The organism is Corynebacterium sp. ACRPZ (assembly GCF_022346205.1).
In the GTDB taxonomy this organism is placed as follows: Bacteria; Actinomycetota; Actinomycetes; order Mycobacteriales; family Mycobacteriaceae; genus Corynebacterium; species Corynebacterium lehmanniae.
Genome location: NZ_JAKRMR010000002.1, coordinates 195,933 through 210,933, shown reverse-complemented (window position 1 = coordinate 210,933; position 15,001 = coordinate 195,933). Strand labels below are relative to the sequence as shown.

General features: G+C 65.3%; 19 protein-coding genes. All 19 read left to right on the top strand.

What is annotated here, in order from left to right:
• Positions 1–133 precede the first annotated feature (133 nt).
• Positions 134–532, top strand: a complete 399-nt coding sequence (rpsH, locus tag MHX64_RS02455; protein WP_181889818.1) for a 30S ribosomal protein S8 — start codon at positions 134–136, stop codon at positions 530–532.
• 18 nt (positions 533–550) lie between these two features.
• Positions 551–1,087 (top strand): 50S ribosomal protein L6, encoded by a 537-nt coding sequence (rplF, locus tag MHX64_RS02450; protein WP_070474977.1) that lies wholly within the window; start codon positions 551–553, stop codon positions 1,085–1,087.
• Between the two features lie 2 nt (positions 1,088–1,089).
• A complete protein-coding gene (gene rplR, locus MHX64_RS02445) occupies positions 1,090–1,494 on the top strand; it encodes a 50S ribosomal protein L18 (protein WP_038609691.1) in 405 nt (134 codons plus the stop codon).
• Positions 1,495–1,534: 40 nt separating this feature from the next.
• On the top strand, positions 1,535–2,188 hold the full coding sequence (rpsE, locus tag MHX64_RS02440; protein ID WP_181889820.1) for a 30S ribosomal protein S5: 654 nt from the start codon (positions 1,535–1,537) through the stop codon (positions 2,186–2,188).
• A 5-nt stretch (positions 2,189–2,193) separates the two neighbouring features.
• Positions 2,194–2,379, top strand: coding sequence for a 50S ribosomal protein L30 (gene rpmD / locus MHX64_RS02435; RefSeq protein WP_181889821.1), 186 nt, complete (start codon positions 2,194–2,196; stop codon positions 2,377–2,379).
• 7 nt (positions 2,380–2,386) lie between these two features.
• Positions 2,387–2,851: a 50S ribosomal protein L15 gene (gene rplO / locus MHX64_RS02430; protein ID WP_070474973.1), complete on the top strand. Its 465-nt coding sequence runs from the start codon at positions 2,387–2,389 to the stop codon at positions 2,849–2,851.
• 590 nt (positions 2,852–3,441) lie between these two features.
• Positions 3,442–4,770 (top strand): preprotein translocase subunit SecY, encoded by a 1,329-nt coding sequence (secY, locus tag MHX64_RS02425; RefSeq protein ID WP_239357223.1) that lies wholly within the window; start codon positions 3,442–3,444, stop codon positions 4,768–4,770.
• The gene (locus MHX64_RS02420) at positions 4,770–5,315 is read left to right on the top strand and encodes an adenylate kinase (RefSeq protein WP_181889823.1); all 546 of its coding nucleotides are present in this window, start codon (positions 4,770–4,772) and stop codon (positions 5,313–5,315) included. The genes secY and MHX64_RS02420 overlap by 1 nt, the downstream gene beginning before the upstream one ends.
• Before the next feature lie 79 nt (positions 5,316–5,394).
• A complete protein-coding gene (map, locus tag MHX64_RS02415; protein ID WP_239357222.1) occupies positions 5,395–6,186 on the top strand; it encodes a type I methionyl aminopeptidase in 792 nt (263 codons plus the stop codon).
• Positions 6,187–6,237: 51 nt separating this feature from the next.
• On the top strand, positions 6,238–7,023 hold the full coding sequence (locus MHX64_RS02410) for a L,D-transpeptidase (protein WP_181889825.1): 786 nt from the start codon (positions 6,238–6,240) through the stop codon (positions 7,021–7,023).
• Between the two features lie 165 nt (positions 7,024–7,188).
• On the top strand, positions 7,189–7,407 hold the full coding sequence (infA, locus tag MHX64_RS02405) for a translation initiation factor IF-1 (RefSeq protein WP_019193979.1): 219 nt from the start codon (positions 7,189–7,191) through the stop codon (positions 7,405–7,407).
• 175 nt (positions 7,408–7,582) lie between these two features.
• Positions 7,583–7,951: a 30S ribosomal protein S13 gene (gene rpsM / locus MHX64_RS02400; RefSeq protein ID WP_034997293.1), complete on the top strand. Its 369-nt coding sequence runs from the start codon at positions 7,583–7,585 to the stop codon at positions 7,949–7,951.
• Between the two features lie 3 nt (positions 7,952–7,954).
• The gene (rpsK, locus tag MHX64_RS02395; protein WP_038609718.1) at positions 7,955–8,356 is read left to right on the top strand and encodes a 30S ribosomal protein S11; all 402 of its coding nucleotides are present in this window, start codon (positions 7,955–7,957) and stop codon (positions 8,354–8,356) included.
• A 27-nt stretch (positions 8,357–8,383) separates the two neighbouring features.
• Positions 8,384–8,989 carry a 30S ribosomal protein S4 gene (gene rpsD, locus MHX64_RS02390; RefSeq protein ID WP_181889826.1) on the top strand — a complete coding sequence of 202 codons (606 nt, stop codon included), beginning with the start codon at positions 8,384–8,386 and terminating at the stop codon, positions 8,987–8,989.
• A 113-nt stretch (positions 8,990–9,102) separates the two neighbouring features.
• Positions 9,103–10,116, top strand: a complete 1,014-nt coding sequence (locus tag MHX64_RS02385) for a DNA-directed RNA polymerase subunit alpha (protein ID WP_181889827.1) — start codon at positions 9,103–9,105, stop codon at positions 10,114–10,116.
• Between the two features lie 46 nt (positions 10,117–10,162).
• Positions 10,163–10,657, top strand: coding sequence for a 50S ribosomal protein L17 (gene rplQ / locus MHX64_RS02380; protein ID WP_181889828.1), 495 nt, complete (start codon positions 10,163–10,165; stop codon positions 10,655–10,657).
• Between the two features lie 98 nt (positions 10,658–10,755).
• Positions 10,756–11,586 (top strand): tRNA pseudouridine(38-40) synthase TruA, encoded by an 831-nt coding sequence (truA, locus tag MHX64_RS02375; protein ID WP_239357221.1) that lies wholly within the window; start codon positions 10,756–10,758, stop codon positions 11,584–11,586.
• 33 nt (positions 11,587–11,619) lie between these two features.
• A complete protein-coding gene (locus tag MHX64_RS02370; RefSeq protein WP_239357220.1) occupies positions 11,620–13,737 on the top strand; it encodes a DUF6541 family protein in 2,118 nt (705 codons plus the stop codon).
• Positions 13,738–13,777: 40 nt separating this feature from the next.
• Positions 13,778–14,992 (top strand): type VII secretion protein EccB, encoded by a 1,215-nt coding sequence (gene eccB / locus MHX64_RS02365; RefSeq protein ID WP_239357219.1) that lies wholly within the window; start codon positions 13,778–13,780, stop codon positions 14,990–14,992.
• The last annotated feature ends 9 nt before the right edge of the window (positions 14,993–15,001 follow it).

The following is a 15,001-nucleotide window of genomic DNA, read 5'->3' as shown; positions in this document are numbered from 1 at the left end:
GGCCCGCGCTATTGAGTGCGGGCAGCGTGAGTAGCCCCCGACAGACCATGCGGAAAACGCGACCCGAAACGCCTCAGCGTTACAGGTCACCCGGTGGATGGGAACCGCAACGAGAAAGGTAACGGTCACCACAATGACCATGACTGATCCGATCGCGGACATGCTGTCGCGCGTGCGCAACGCAGCAAATGCGCAGCACGACGCCGTGTCTATGCCTTCGTCCAAGATCAAGGTGAACATCGCCGAGATCTTGAAGCAGGAAGGCTACATCGAAGATTACAAAGTTGAGGACGAGAAGGTCGGCAAGTCGCTGACGCTCAACCTCAAGTACGGCCCGACCCGCGAGTCTTCCATCGCTGGTCTGCGCCGCGTGTCCAAGCCGGGCCTGCGCGTGTACGCGAAGTCCAACGACCTGCCTCAGGTGCTCGGTGGCCTGGGCGTGGCAATCATCTCCACGTCCCACGGTCTGCTCACCGACCGCCAGGCTCAAGAGAAGGGTGTAGGCGGGGAAGTCCTCGCTTACGTCTGGTAAAGGGAGGTTGAAAGACTTATGTCTCGTGTAGGTAATGCACCCATCGCAATCCCGAACAACGTCGAGGTGAAGATCGACGGCCAGCACGTCGAGGTCAAGGGCCCGAAGGGCACCAAGGATCTGGATATGCCGGCACCGATCACCGCTTCCGTCGAGGACAACCAGATCCTGGTGGCTCGTCCGGACGACCACCGTGACAACCGTTCGCTGCATGGCCTGACCCGCTCCCTGATCAACAACATGGTCGTGGGCGTGACCGAGGGCTACAAGATCAACATGGAGATCTTCGGCGTCGGCTACCGCGTGCAGCAGAAGGGCAAGGACCTCGAGTTCTCCCTCGGCTACTCGCACCCGATCCTGATCGAGGCGCCGGAAGGCATCACGTTCTCCGTCGACGGCAACACCAAGTTGGCCATCGAAGGTTCCGATAAGCAGCAGGTTGGCCAGATTGCGGCAAACATCCGCCGTCTGCGTAAGGATGACCCGTACAAGGGTAAGGGCATCCGTTACGCCGGCGAGCAGGTCCGCCGCAAGGTCGGAAAGACGGGTAAGTAATCATGAGCAATACTGCAGAGAACACCAAGCGCACCCCGGTTGGCAAGGACATCTCGTCCCGCCGCCGCGAGGCACGCGCACGTCGCCACAACCGCATCCGCAAGACGCTGCGCGGCACCCCGGAGACCCCGCGTCTCGTTGTGCACCGCTCCTCGCGTCACATCCACGTCCAGGTCATCGACGACCTCGCAGGCCACACCCTGGTCTCCGCGTCGTCCATCGAGCCGGACGTGCGCAACCTGGAGGGCGACAAGAAGGACAAGGCTGCCAAGGTTGGCCAGCTCGTCGCTGAGCGCGCCAAGGCTGCAGGCATCGAAGCAATCGTCTTCGACCGCGGCGGCTACAAGTACCACGGCCGCGTCGCGGCCCTGGCTGAAGCAGCTCGTGAAGGTGGTCTGAAGTTCTAATGATCACCGCAAACATCACCATCAACGGAAGGATCGCGTAATGGCCGAACGTGAACGGCGTGACGGCGGGCGCTCCGCCGACAACCAGAACAACAACGACCGCAACGACCGCAACGATCGTGGCAACCGTGGTGGCCGCGGCCGCCGCGACGACCGTCGCAACAACCAGAACGACGAGCGCGACAAGTACATCGAGCGCGTCATCACCATCAACCGCGTTGCCAAAACCGTCAAGGGCGGCCGCAACATGTCCTTCACCGCACTCGTCGTCGTCGGCGACGGTGAGGGCATGGTCGGCGTCGGCTACGGCAAGGCGAAGGAAGTTCCCGCCGCAATCCAGAAGGGTGCAGAGGAAGCTCGCAAGAACTTCTTCCGCGTCCCGATGATCGGCGGCACCATTCCTCACCCGGTCCAGGCAGAAGAGGCTGCGGGCATCGTCATGCTCCGCCCGGCTGCTCCGGGTACCGGTGTCATCGCCGGCGGCGCTGTCCGTCCGGTGCTCGAGTGCGCTGGCATTCAGGACATCCTGGCCAAGTCCCTTGGCTCGGACAACGCCCTGAACGTGGTCCAGGCAACCGTCGCAGGCCTGAAGCAGCTTGTCCGCCCCGAAGAGGTGGCTGCCAAGCGCGGCAAGTCCGTCGAGGAAGTTGCACCGGCTCGTATGCTGCGCGCACGCGCAGGACAGGAGGCCTAAGCACCATGGCACTGAAGATTACGCTGCACCACGGCAAGGTTGGCGAGAAGCCGACCACCCGTAAGAACCTCGAGGCTCTCGGCCTGCGCAAGATCGGCCAGTCCGTCGTGAAGAAGGACAACGCGGCTACCCGCGGCCAGATCCTCAAGGTGCGCCACCTCGTCACCGTTGAAGAAGTTGCAGGGGAGTAGATACAACATGGCTGACATCATCAAGCTCCATGATCTGCGCCCGGCAGAGGGCGCAAACAAGGCCAAGACCCGCGTCGGTCGCGGTGAGGCCTCCAAGGGCAAGACCGCCGGCCGCGGTACCAAGGGCACCAAGGCTCGCAAGCAGGTTTCCGCTGCTTTCGAGGGTGGCCAGATGCCGCTGCACATGCGTCTGCCGAAGCTGAAGGGCTTCAAGAACCCGAACCGCGTCGAGTACCAGGTGGTCAACGTCGCGGATCTGGCCGAGGCCTTCCCGCAGGGTGGCGACATCGCCATCGCCGACATCGTTGCCAAGGGCCTTGTTCGCCCGAAGCAGCCGGTGAAGGTGCTGGCAGAGGGCGACATCAACGTCGCGCTCAACGTCACCGCGAACAAGTTCTCCAAGTCCGCTGAGGAGAAGATCAAGGCCGCTGGCGGTTCCGCCAACGTCGTTGAGTTCTCCAAGCGTGCGTAGGAGCGCTTAGCTTTACGACGAACCCCCGCCCCGGACATTCCCGTCCAGGGCGGGGGTTTCGCCGTTGGTGGGGAGGGCGTCCTGACACATCGCGGCGGCCGTTTGCGCCGACCTGTGTTTTTGGGCGCGCTCTGACGGATTCCGCCGCGAAGTGTCGGGGGAGCGTGGGGGATTTGTTCACTCGCGCAGTCGGTCCGAGTGAACAAATACCTAGTTGGGTGGGCAATGTGTTCATTTTGCGCAGGTCGGTGAAATCGACGGGCGGATCTGTTCATCGGCCGGTGAATCAATTTAGGCGGGGGATCCGTCCCCGCCCGCCACCTCTGACACATCACGGCAGCCGGTTGTGCCGACCTGGGCCGATAGGTCCCGCCTGACGGATTCCGCCACCATGCGTCAGTCCGAGCGCCTGGGAGGAGACTGGGAGTCGCGCCGTAACCGAACCTGAAATATCAACTTTCCACCGGGTGCTGTTAGTGTAGTGGGGTCAAAAGACCGCCCCGCCGGTTTTCGCGTGCCCGCGAAACCTGGGCGAGGAGTCGAATGTCCACTACCTCCCGCCCGTGGCGCGGCGGGGGCCAGGAGGCTTTGTGTCCGCTATTGCTCAGGCGTTCAAGGATCCGGATCTACGCAAGAAGATCCTGATCACCCTTGCGCTGATGTTTCTGTACCGCGTCGGCGCCCAGATTCCCACCCCGGGCGTGGACTACGCGCTGATCAACTCCCGCCTGGAGGAGATCTCCCAGGGCGACCAGGCGACGATGTTCTCCATCATCGGCCTGTTCTCCGGCGGCGCGCTGCTGCAGCTTTCCATTTTCGCCATCGGCATCATGCCGTACATTACGGCGTCGATTATCGTGCAGCTTCTCACCGTGGTGATCCCGAAGTTTGAGGAGCTGAAGAAGGAAGGCCAGTCCGGCCAGGCGAAGATGACGCAGTACACCCGCTACCTCACGGTGGCGCTGGCGCTGCTGCAGTCCGCCGGCATTGTGGCGCTGGCGGACCGCGAACAGCTGCTCGGTCAGGGCATGCCGGTGCTGGTGGAGGACCGCAACATCTGGACGCTTCTGATGATGATCATCGTCATGACCTCCGGTGCGGTGCTCATCATGTGGCTCGGCGAGATCATCACCGAAAAGGGCGTCGGTAACGGCATGTCCCTGCTCATCTTCGCGGGCATCGCCACCCAGATCCCGTCCGAGGGCGCGTTCATTCTCCAGCAGTCCGGCGCGGTCACCCTGACCCTGGTTGTCCTGGCGCTGATCGCGCTCGTCGTCGGCATCGTGTTCATTGAGCAGGGCCAGCGCCGCATTCCGGTGCAGTACGCCAAGCGTATGGTGGGCCGCCGCCAGTACGGTGGGTCCTCCACCTACCTGCCGCTGAAGGTGAACCAGGCGGGCGTGATCCCGGTGATCTTCGCTTCCTCGCTGATGTACGTGCCGGTGCTGATCACCCAGATCGTCACCATGAGCAACCAGACCCCGCCGGACAACTGGTGGATGAACCACGTGATGGCGTGGCTGCAGAACCCGGGTTCCTGGCAGTACATCCTCACCTACGTGGTGCTGATCATCTTCTTCTCCTACTTCTACGTCTCCATCCAGTACGACCCGGTGGACCAGGCGGAGAACATGAAGAAGTACGGCGGTTTCATCCCCGGTATCCGTCCGGGTCGCCCGACCGCGGAGTACCTGGCGTTTGTGATGAACCGTTTGCTGTTTGTCGGCGCCATCTACCTCGCCGCGATCGCTGTTCTGCCGAACCTGGCTATGGACGCCGGCATCACCGGCTCCGGCCGTATGGGCATGAGCGCGTTCGGCGGCACCGCCATCCTGATTATGGTTTCCGTGGCCCTGACCACGGTCAAGCAAATTGAATCCCAGCTCCTGCAATCCAACTACGAAGGACTTCTGCGATAATGCGTCTCGTTCTCCTTGGCCCTCCCGGTGCCGGCAAGGGCACCCAAGCCGCGATTCTCTCCGAGAAGCTCGGTGTGCCGCACATCTCCACGGGCGATCTGTTCCGCGCCAACATCGGCGAGGGCACCCCGCTCGGCGTTGAGGCGAAAAGCTACATCGACGCCGGCAAGCTCGTGCCCACCGACGTCACCGCGCGCATGGTGGAAGACCGCCTGAACCAGGACGACGCGAAGGACGGCTTCCTGCTGGACGGCTTCCCGCGCACTGTGGAGCAGGCTGAGATCCTCACCGAGCTGCTGAGCAAGAAGGGCGAGAAGCTCGACGGCGTACTCAACTTTGTCGTCGACGAGGACGTGGTGGTCGAGCGCATGCTCGCCCGCGGCCGCGCGGACGACAACGAGGAAACCATCCGCACCCGTCTCGGCGTCTACCGCGACGAGACCGCCCCGCTGATCCAGCACTACGGTGACCAGATCATCTCCATCGACGCCGTGGGCGACGTCGACGAGATCAACCAGCGCGCCATGGAGGCGCTGGGTAAGTAGCCCACGTAGCGTGAAGGCCGGTGTGTTTGCACCGGCCTTTCGCATTTCGCTTATCGACGAACCAAAGGACCACCACGCAATGGTTTTCAGGAAACGCAAGATCGCGGCCAAGACGCCGGAGGAACTCGACGCCATGGAGGCCGCCGGGCGCATCGTCGGCACCGCCCTGCAGGAGGTCCGCGCAGCCGCCAAGCCAGGCACCACCACGCTCGACCTGGACAAGGTTGCCGAGACGGTCATCCGCGACCATGGCGCCATCCCGACGTTTTTGGGCTACCAGGGCTTCACCGGCTCTATCTGCGCGTCGGTGAATGAGGTGGTCGTGCACGGGATTCCGTCGAAAAGCATTGTGCTCGAAGAAGGCGACTTGGTCTCCATCGACTGCGGCGCCACCCTCGACGGCTGGGTGGGCGACAGTGCCTGGTCGTTCGGCATCGGCGAGTTGGCTCCGGAGGTGGACGCCCTCAACTGCGCGACCGAGTGGGTGCTGGCGGAAGGCCTCAAGGCGATGGTGCCGGGTAACAAGCTCACCGACGTCTCCCACGCGCTCGAGCTGGCCACCCACGCGGCTGAGGAGCGTTTCGGGGTGGAGCTGGGCATCGTCGACGGCTACGGAGGCCACGGCATCGGCCACACCATGCACGAAGAGCCGTACCTGGCCAACGAGGGCAAGCCGAACCGCGGTCCCGTCATCCAGGACGGATCCGTGCTGGCCATCGAGCCGATGCTGATCCTCGGCGGGGAAGTGGACACCGAGGTGCTGGAGGACGAATGGACCGTGGTGTCCGTAGACCGCGCACCCGCCGCGCACTGGGAGCACACCGTCGCGGCGACCGCAGGAGGCCCGAGAATTCTTACGCCGCGCGTGTAGTTTTCTGGCGCGTTGTGGTGCGTTTGATGACAGGGAGGTTATACTTCCGCCATGTCTTACCGTCCCCGCCACGCAAAGCAGTCGCCGCTGAAGCGACGCGCAACCACGTTCGCTGCCGGCCTCGGTGTCGTCGCCTCCCTGGCAGCACCGGTTTCCGCCCAGGCCGCGCCCGCGCAGAACCCGGTTGCCATGTCCAGCTTGGACTCGCTGTCCAACCAGGCGACCACCTCCTTCAGCAATCTGGATAAGTCCGCGCGCGACGCCGCGTGGAACATCCGCAACGGCCTGCGCCAGCAGGCTGACGCTCTGGCCGCCATCGACCCGCAGCTGCCGGCGAAGGCGAAGCAGCGCATCGACGAGATCCTCGAGATGTTCTTCCCGGGCCTGATCGCCGAGAAGACCCCGAAGCCGAAGCCGGCACCGGCCCCCGCACCGAAGCCCGAGCCGGCGCCAGCTCCGGCCCCGGCCCCGGCACCTGCGCCGCGTACCTCCCCGTGCCCGGCGGACGCGAAGGCCTGCGTGGACCTGACCAACCAAAAGTCCTGGCTGCAGAACAACGGCGAGATCTACTACGGCCCGGTGCAGATCAGCTCCGGCCGCCCGGGTCAGGACACCCCGAAGGGCACGCACTACGTCAACCGGAAGGTCAAGGACGAGATCTCCTACGAGTTCAACAACGCTCCGATGCCGTACTCTGTGTACTTCACCAACAACGGCATCGCGTTCCACCAGGATGATCCGTACGTGCCGTCTGCGGGCTGCATCCACCTCTACCGCGCGGACGCGCAGCGGTACTTCAACGACCTGCAGATCGGCGACAAGGTCTACGTGTTCTAGCACGTGCCCGCGATGAGCCCCGGCTAGCGCTGGGGCTTTTTGCGTTTTCGCAGGTAAATGGCTAATGTAGTCCAGCGGTGTTTGTGCAACCTTGCGCAGGCGCCGCATGTAACCGGTAAATACGTCTGCTGCCTGCACTTTCAGGCGGCGTAGGAAGTGGAGTGTATGGCGAAAGAAGGCGCAATCGAGGTTGAGGGCCGCATTGTCGAGCCCCTGAAGAACGCGATGTTCCGGGTCGAACTGGACAACGGGCACGAGGTTCTCGCCCACATCAGTGGCAAGATGCGCCAGCACTACATCCGCATCCTCCCGGAGGACCGTGTCGTGGTGGAACTTTCCCCCTACGACCTGGACCGCGGGCGTATCACCTACCGCTACAAGTAAGCATTTCAGCCTTCTCACCCAGATCCGTCCCAGTGGCGGATCGTGCACCTCTGGCCACGGTGGCTGGAGCCGCGCGTAACCACAACCCACTCTCCGGCACGGCCCGGACAAAGCGTTGTTTGGCGTGGACGGGTGGGGAGAAAACCACCGTAACAACCCGAAAGGCACGTACCTCATGGCACGTCTAGCTGGTGTGGATCTCCCGCGCAACAAGCGCATGGAGATCGCACTCACCTACATCTATGGCATCGGTGCAACCCGAGCCAAGGAACTGCTCGAGAAGACCGGCATTTCTCCGGACCTGCGTACGGACAATCTGTCCGACGATCAGCTCGCCGCTCTGCGCGACGCGATCGAGTCCTCCTACACCGTAGAGGGCGATCTGCGCCGCGAGGTGCAGGCAGATATCCGCCGCAAGATTGAAATCGGCTCCTACCAGGGCATGCGCCACCGCCGTGGCCTGCCCGTCCGCGGCCAGCGCACCAAGACCAACGCGCGCACCCGCAAGGGCCCGAAGAAGACCATCGCAGGAAAGAAGAAGTAACCTATGGCTCCTCAGACTCGTTCCGGTGCGCGTCGCGGACGCCGCACCGTTAAGAAGAACGTGGCCGCTGGCCACGCGTACATCAAGTCCACCTTCAACAACACCATCGTGTCCATCACGGACCCGCAGGGCAACGTGATCTCCTGGGCATCCTCCGGCCACGTCGGCTTCAAGGGCTCCCGCAAGTCCACGCCGTTCGCCGCGCAGATGGCTGCCGAGAACGCTGCCCGCAAGGCGATGGACCACGGCATGAAGAAGGTCGACGTCTTTGTCAAGGGTCCGGGCTCCGGCCGCGAGACCGCAATCCGTTCGCTCCAGGCTGCCGGCCTGGAGGTGTCCTCGATCTCCGACGTGACGCCGCAGCCGTTCAACGGCTGCCGTCCGCCGAAGCGTCGTCGCGTTTAAGGCTGAAAGGAAAAGAGGTAAAGAAACATGGCTCGTTACACCGGCCCTGCTACCCGTAAGTCCCGTCGCCTCCGCGTCGACCTCGTCGGCGGCGACATGTCCTTCGAGCGTCGCCCGTACCCCCCGGGGCAGGCAGGCCGCGCCCGCATCAAGGAGTCCGAGTACCTGCTCCAGCTGCAGGAGAAGCAGAAGGCTCGCTTCACCTACGGCGTGATGGAGAAGCAGTTCCGCCGCTACTACGAAGAGGCGAACCGTCGTCAGGGCAAGACCGGCGACAACCTGCTGATCCTGCTGGAGTCCCGTCTGGACAACGTGATCTACCGCGCTGGTCTGGCTAAGACCCGCCGTCAGGCACGTCAGCTGGTCTCCCACGGCCACTTCACCGTCAACGGCAAGCACATCAACGTGCCGTCGTTTGCGGTGACGCAGTACGACATCATCGACGTCCGCGACAAGTCCCGCAGCATGCTGTGGTTCGAAGAGGCTCAGGACAACCTGCTCGAGGCCGTCGTTCCGGCGTGGCTGCAGGTCGTTCCGGACACCCTGCGCATTCTCGTGCACCAGCTGCCCGAGCGCGCTCAGATCGACGTGCCGCTGCAGGAGCAGCTCATCGTCGAGCTCTACTCGAAGTAAACTTTCGTTTGCTTCACCCCGCGCACTGTCGACGCGTTCGGCCGGTGCTCGGAATCTTCCACATATCCGTTCCTACCGGCTTCAAATAGCGGGAGCCGACAAAGGAGAAGTTCATGCTCATCTCTCAGCGTCCTGAACTGACCGAGGAGTACATCGACACCAACCGCTCGAAGTTCATCATCGAGCCGCTCGAGCCTGGTTTCGGTTACACCCTGGGCAACTCTTTGCGCCGCACGCTGCTGTCGTCCATCCCGGGCGCAGCCGTGACCTCCATCAAGATCGACGGTGTGCTCCACGAGTTCACCACGATCACCGGCGTCAAGGAGAACGTCTCTGAGATCATCCTCAACATCAAGGACATCGTCCTGTCCTCCGACTCTGATGAGCCGGTTGTCATGCAGCTTGCTGTTGAGGGCCCCGGCGACGTCACCGCAGGCGACATCGAGCCGCCGGCTGGTGTGGAGATCCACAACCCGGATCTGCACATCGCGTCGCTGAATGAGCAGGCTCGCCTCGAGATGGAGCTTGTTGTCGAGCGCGGCCGCGGCTACGTCCCGGCCATGCCCAACTCCGGCGGTGAGGCCGGCCGCATCCCGGTCGACCAGATCTACTCGCCGGTCACCCGCGTCGCCTACAAGGTTGAGGCGACCCGTGTTGAGCAGCGCACCGACTTTGACAAGCTGATCATCGACGTGGAGACCAAGAACTCCATGACCGCACGTGACGCCCTCGCGTCGGCCGGTTCCACCCTGGTGGAGCTCTTCGGCCTGGCGCGCGAGCTGAACACCGCGGCCGAAGGCATCGAGATCGGCCCGTCGGCGCAGGAGACCGAGTACATCGCCGCGTACTCCACGCCGATCGAGGAGCTGAACTTCTCCGTGCGCTCCTACAACTGCCTGAAGCGCCAGGACATCCACACCGTCGGTGAGCTCGCAGAGTGCACCGAGTCTGACCTGCTGGATATCCGCAACTTCGGCCAGAAGTCCATCAACGAGGTCAAGATCAAGCTTGCCAGCCTGGGCCTGACCCTCAAGGACGCTCCGGAAGATTTCGACCCGACCCAGATCGAAGGCTACGACGCCGAGACTGGCGACTACGTCGACACCAGCGCGGACGAGACCGAGTAACACCACAGAGCACGCGCTCAATTAACCGCACACGAGGAGTACGAAAATGCCTACCCCGAAGAAGGGTGCCCGTCTCGGAGGCTCGGCCGGCCACCAGAAGCACATTCTGTCCAACCTGGCCCTGGCCCTGTTCGAGCACGGCGCAATCAAGACGACGGACGCGAAGGCACGTATGCTGCGTCCGTACGCCGAGAAGCTGATCACCAAGGCGAAGAAGGGCACCGTGGCTGACCGCCGCGCCGTGCTCGCCGAGCTTCCGAACAAGGAGGTTGTGACCTACCTGTTCAACGAGCTCGCGCCGAAGTTCGCCAACCGCGATGGCGGCTACACCCGCTCCATCAAGCTGGAGAACCGCGCCGGCGACAACGCTGCGATGACCCAGATCTCTCTGGTCCTCGAGGAGACCGTGTCTTCCGAGGCAACCCGCGCAGCACGCGCCGCCGCTTCCCGCCAGGCCGATCAGGCCAAGGCTGAGGAGGCTCCGGCAGAGGCCGCAGAGTCCACCGAGGCTCCGGCTGAGGAGACCGCAGAGGAGAAGTAGCCCACAGCTACGCCCCGCACGAGCGCCCGCCCACCTGCACTGCAGCGTGGACGGGCGCTTTGCTGTGCGCGCCAATTCCGGCGATACAATGCCTCACCATGGACGACACGCTGCGCCTGCGCCTGGACATCGCCTACGACGGCACCGACTTCCACGGCTGGGCCCGCCAAAAAGGGGACCTGCGCACCGTCCAGCAGACCATCGAAGACGCGCTGTCGCTCGTGCTGCGCACCGACGTGGCGCTGACCGTCGCCGGGCGCACCGACGCGGGCGTGCACGCCTCCGGCCAGGTCGCGCACGCCGACATTCCCAAAGACTCGCTCAACCAGCGCTCGATTGAGGGGGATCCGGGGCGGTTGGTGCGTCGATTAGCAAAATTGCTCCCTGAGGACGTCCGCGTGTTCGGCGTCACCCAAGCCCCCGCGGGCTTCGACGCGCGCTTTTCCGCCCTGACCCGCACCTACTGCTACCGGGTGACCACCCACCCCGCGGGTGCGGTACCCACCCGCGCGCGGGACACCGCCGTGTGGCCGAAACCCGTGGACCTCGACGCGGTGCAGGCCTGCGCCGACGCGCTGGTGGGCCTGAACAACTTCGCGGCGTTTTGCCGCCCGAAGGAGCACGCCACCACCATCCGCGACGTGCACTCCTTCACCTGGCGCGAAGTCGAACCGCAGCTTTTCGAGGCGCGCATCACCGCCGACGCGTTCTGCTGGAACATGGTCCGCGCGCTCGTGGCCACCTGCCTCACCGTCGGCGAAGGCCGCCGCGCGCCCGAGTGGCCGGAGGAGCTTTTGCTTCTCGACGCCCGCGCGCCCGACGTCCCCCTCGCCCCCGCCCGCGGCCTCACACTGGTGGGGGTGGACTACCCGGCAGATAGCGACCTGGCGGCGCGAGCCGAAACGACGAGAGCTATGCGCGAGATGTAGCATGCTTGGGTTACATCAGAACCGGGAGGTGCCATGACAACAGTCGCTGCCGCGTGGTTTGCCGTGGTGTTCTTCACCCTCCCCGGATTCGTGTTCTCCTGGGTCGCCGGCATGAAAGCCCCGGCGGCAGGCGTGGCCGCGCTGCCGGTGACCTTCGGCCTGTTCGGTGTGACCTCCTGGTTCTGGGGGCTGACCAGCGCGCGCTACAACCTGTGGACCTTCGGCGTGAGCATGGTCGTAGCACTTCTTGCAGCGGCCGCGTGGCGGTACATGTTCGTGCGCCGCGCGCGCCGCGGCGGGTCCGTGAGCTGGCGCCGGGCGCTGTTTCCCGGCGACGTGCGCAAGGGGAGCATCGCCGACCCGTACTGGGTGCTGCCCGCCGTAGGCGTCGGCGTGGGCGCGTTCATGGCGGCCTCGGAGAGGCTGCACTGGCTGGAACGGATGCCCAACGGCGTCTACAACATCGTCCAGGGGTGGGACGTGCAGTGGCACGCCAACCTGGTCCGCTTCATCATGGACGAGGGCGTCGCCTCCGCCACCCGCATGGGCGAGCTGCAGAACGTGGAAACCCAGCTGAAGCTGTTTTACCCGTCCGCCTACCACGCAGGCATCGCCCTGTTCGGCGAGACGGCGGGCCTGGACCCCATCCCGGCGCTGAACATCGCCTCCGCCGTGCTGCCCGCGCTTGCGCTGCCGGCGACGCTGGCGTGCCTGGTGTTCGCGTTCTTGCGCTCCACGGGTGTCACGGCGCAGATCGCCGCCGCGCTCGCCGCGATCATGGGCTATGCCGCCCCGCAGCTGTTCTGGATCCCGGACTACGTGGGCATGTGGCCCTACCTTTTCGCGGTGGCGCTGACCGGCACCGTGACGTGGCTGCTGGTCACCGTGCCACGCAGACGCGCCAGCGCCCTGCCCGCCGCACTCGCGTTCGTGGCGGTGCTGTGCGTGCACCCGTCCGCGGTCACCATCGTCGTGCTCGCCGTCGGGTTCTACTGGCTGACCTCCACCCTGATCTCCCCGGAGCGCACGCGGCTAACGGACACGCTGTGGATCGCCGTGCCCGCCGTCGCCGGCGTGGCCATGTTCGTCCCGCAGGTGCTCGCCGGCTCCGCCCAGGCGGGCGAGGTGGCCTCCTGGCGGCCAGAGGAAACCCTGGGCGTCGGCGGGGCGTGGGGCACAGCGCTGCGGATGGAGACGCGCCACGTGCTGCAGTTCTTCCCGGCGTACGACTCCACCGTGCTGCTCTGGCTCGCCGCCGCGGGTGCGGTGGTGTGCCTGCTGTGGCGCCGCCAGATCTGGCCGGTGCTCTTCTACGCGGTGTCTTTGGCCATTACCGCCAACGCCTTGGCGCCCTTCGGCAACACGCTCGGCCACCTGCTCGACTACGTGGGCAACCTGCACTACAGCACCGGCCACCGCCTGATCATGCCGGTGGTCATGGCTGTCACGGCCTCGGCCGCTATTGCCGTGGCGGCGGGGATTCGCGTGGTCACGGCAGCGCCCGTCGCTAAGCGGTACGCGAAAGGCGAGCGAGCCTCCGCAATCGCGGGCATCGTCGTCGCCTGCATCGTCGCCTCCGCCGCGGTCCCGATGATCCGCGAGCACACCGACCACGGCGCCGAAAAAACCTACGCCGCCGCCCGCGTCGCCGACCGCATGGTCGACGCCGAGGACCTCGAAGCCTTCGACTGGCTGGCCACCCAACCCGCCGCCTGGGAGGGCCTGACCGCGGGCGACCCCGCCGACGGCTACTCCTGGATGTACGCCTACAACGGCGTGCCCACCTTGAACCGCCACTACCTGTGGCCCAACGGCGGGCGCGGCACCAACGGCGACATCATGTACTGGAACGCCGACTTCATCGGGGAGGGAGAACACAACCTCGTCGACGAGACCGTGGAGAACCTCAACGTGAAGTTCTTCCTGCTCAGCCCCGGCGCGTTCTGGAACTACCAGTACCCGCCGTACGAGATGCTGCGCGACTTCTGGGTCTCCGAGGGTGTGACACCCGTCTACCGCAAGGGGAAAACGGCGATCTTCGCGGTGAACAGCCAGTTCAGCGAGGCGGAGCTGGAGGAGATGATCGCAGACGGTAAGGAGCACGGCTCGGACGAGCTGTTTGCGCTCGCGGAGGTGGGCGCGACGCAGTAAGCTTTTTGCCAGGTGTTTTTCTCGGGGGAGGGGAATTGTCATGGCGAAGCTTCTGCCAACCACGCGTGCCCAGGTGTCGGGGCACAAGTTCATGCGCCGTCGTATGGAACACGGCCTGGTCTTCGGGGATATCCGCATGATCCACGATCCGTTGGCCTCGAGGCGTCGCGCGACCATTTTCGGCACCGCGGCGGTGGCGATGATCGCGGGTGTGATGGGGCTGTTCGCGTGGATGCGGCCCGACGCGGACCCGGGCGATGCGCCGATCGTGCGCGCCGCGGACGGCACGCTGTACGTGCGCGTGGGGGATGCGGCGCACCCGGTGACGAACTTGGCGTCGGCGCGCCTGATTGCAGGGCAGGCGGCTGATCCCGCCCGCATCGGCGACGAGAAGCTCGCCGAGTTGCCGCGCGGTGTGCCGGTGGGCATCGTCGCCGCGCCGGGCATGTTCGCGCCCGAGGACGCGCAATCGGCCAGCTGGTCAGTGTGCGGCGCGGACACGATCACGGTGGTCGCGGGCAAGGCTCCGGAGCCGTTGCCTATCGACGCCGCCGTCCTCGCCGCCGACACCACCCGCGAGTGGGTGGTTACTGCTGAGGGGCGGCGCCTGCTGCCGGAGGCACACACCCCGCAGGGCCGCGTGATCCGCCGGGCGCTGGGGATTACCCCGGACACGCCGCGGTGGACGCCGCCGACGCAGGTCATCTCCGCGTTGCGGGAGCTGCCGCCGGCGGCGTTGCCGGATCCGCTGCCGCAGATCATCGACGCGGACGACCAAGCCTGGGCGCTCGCGGACGGGCGCATCCAGCCGATCACCGGCACCCAACGGACCATGCTTTTGGACGCCGGGGCGAAGGCCGCTGTCGCGAGCCGTGAAACCCTGGCGTCGTACCCGGACGCGGAGGAGGAACTGCGTTTGCCGGGGCAGCGGCCGCGGTGGGTCGAGCCGCACCTGGCGTGCGTAAACCAAAACCGCGGCGGGGCCACCGTGGACGAGGTGCCGGAGGGCATCGAGCTGTCCGGCACGTCCGTGGCCACGCACTTCGCGGGGTTGGACGGCGGCTCCGTCGGGGTGGACTCGGGCCACGGGTTCCACGTCGTTTCCGCCAACGGGCTGCGCCACCGCGCCCCCGACGCCGAGACGCTGGCGACCGTGGGTGCGGCGCACGTGGAGGACGTGCCGTGGGAGATCGTCGCGCTTTTGCCGGAGGGCGCGGAGCTTTCGCGCGACGCGGCGATGACGGCGACGTACTAGGCCCAGTTG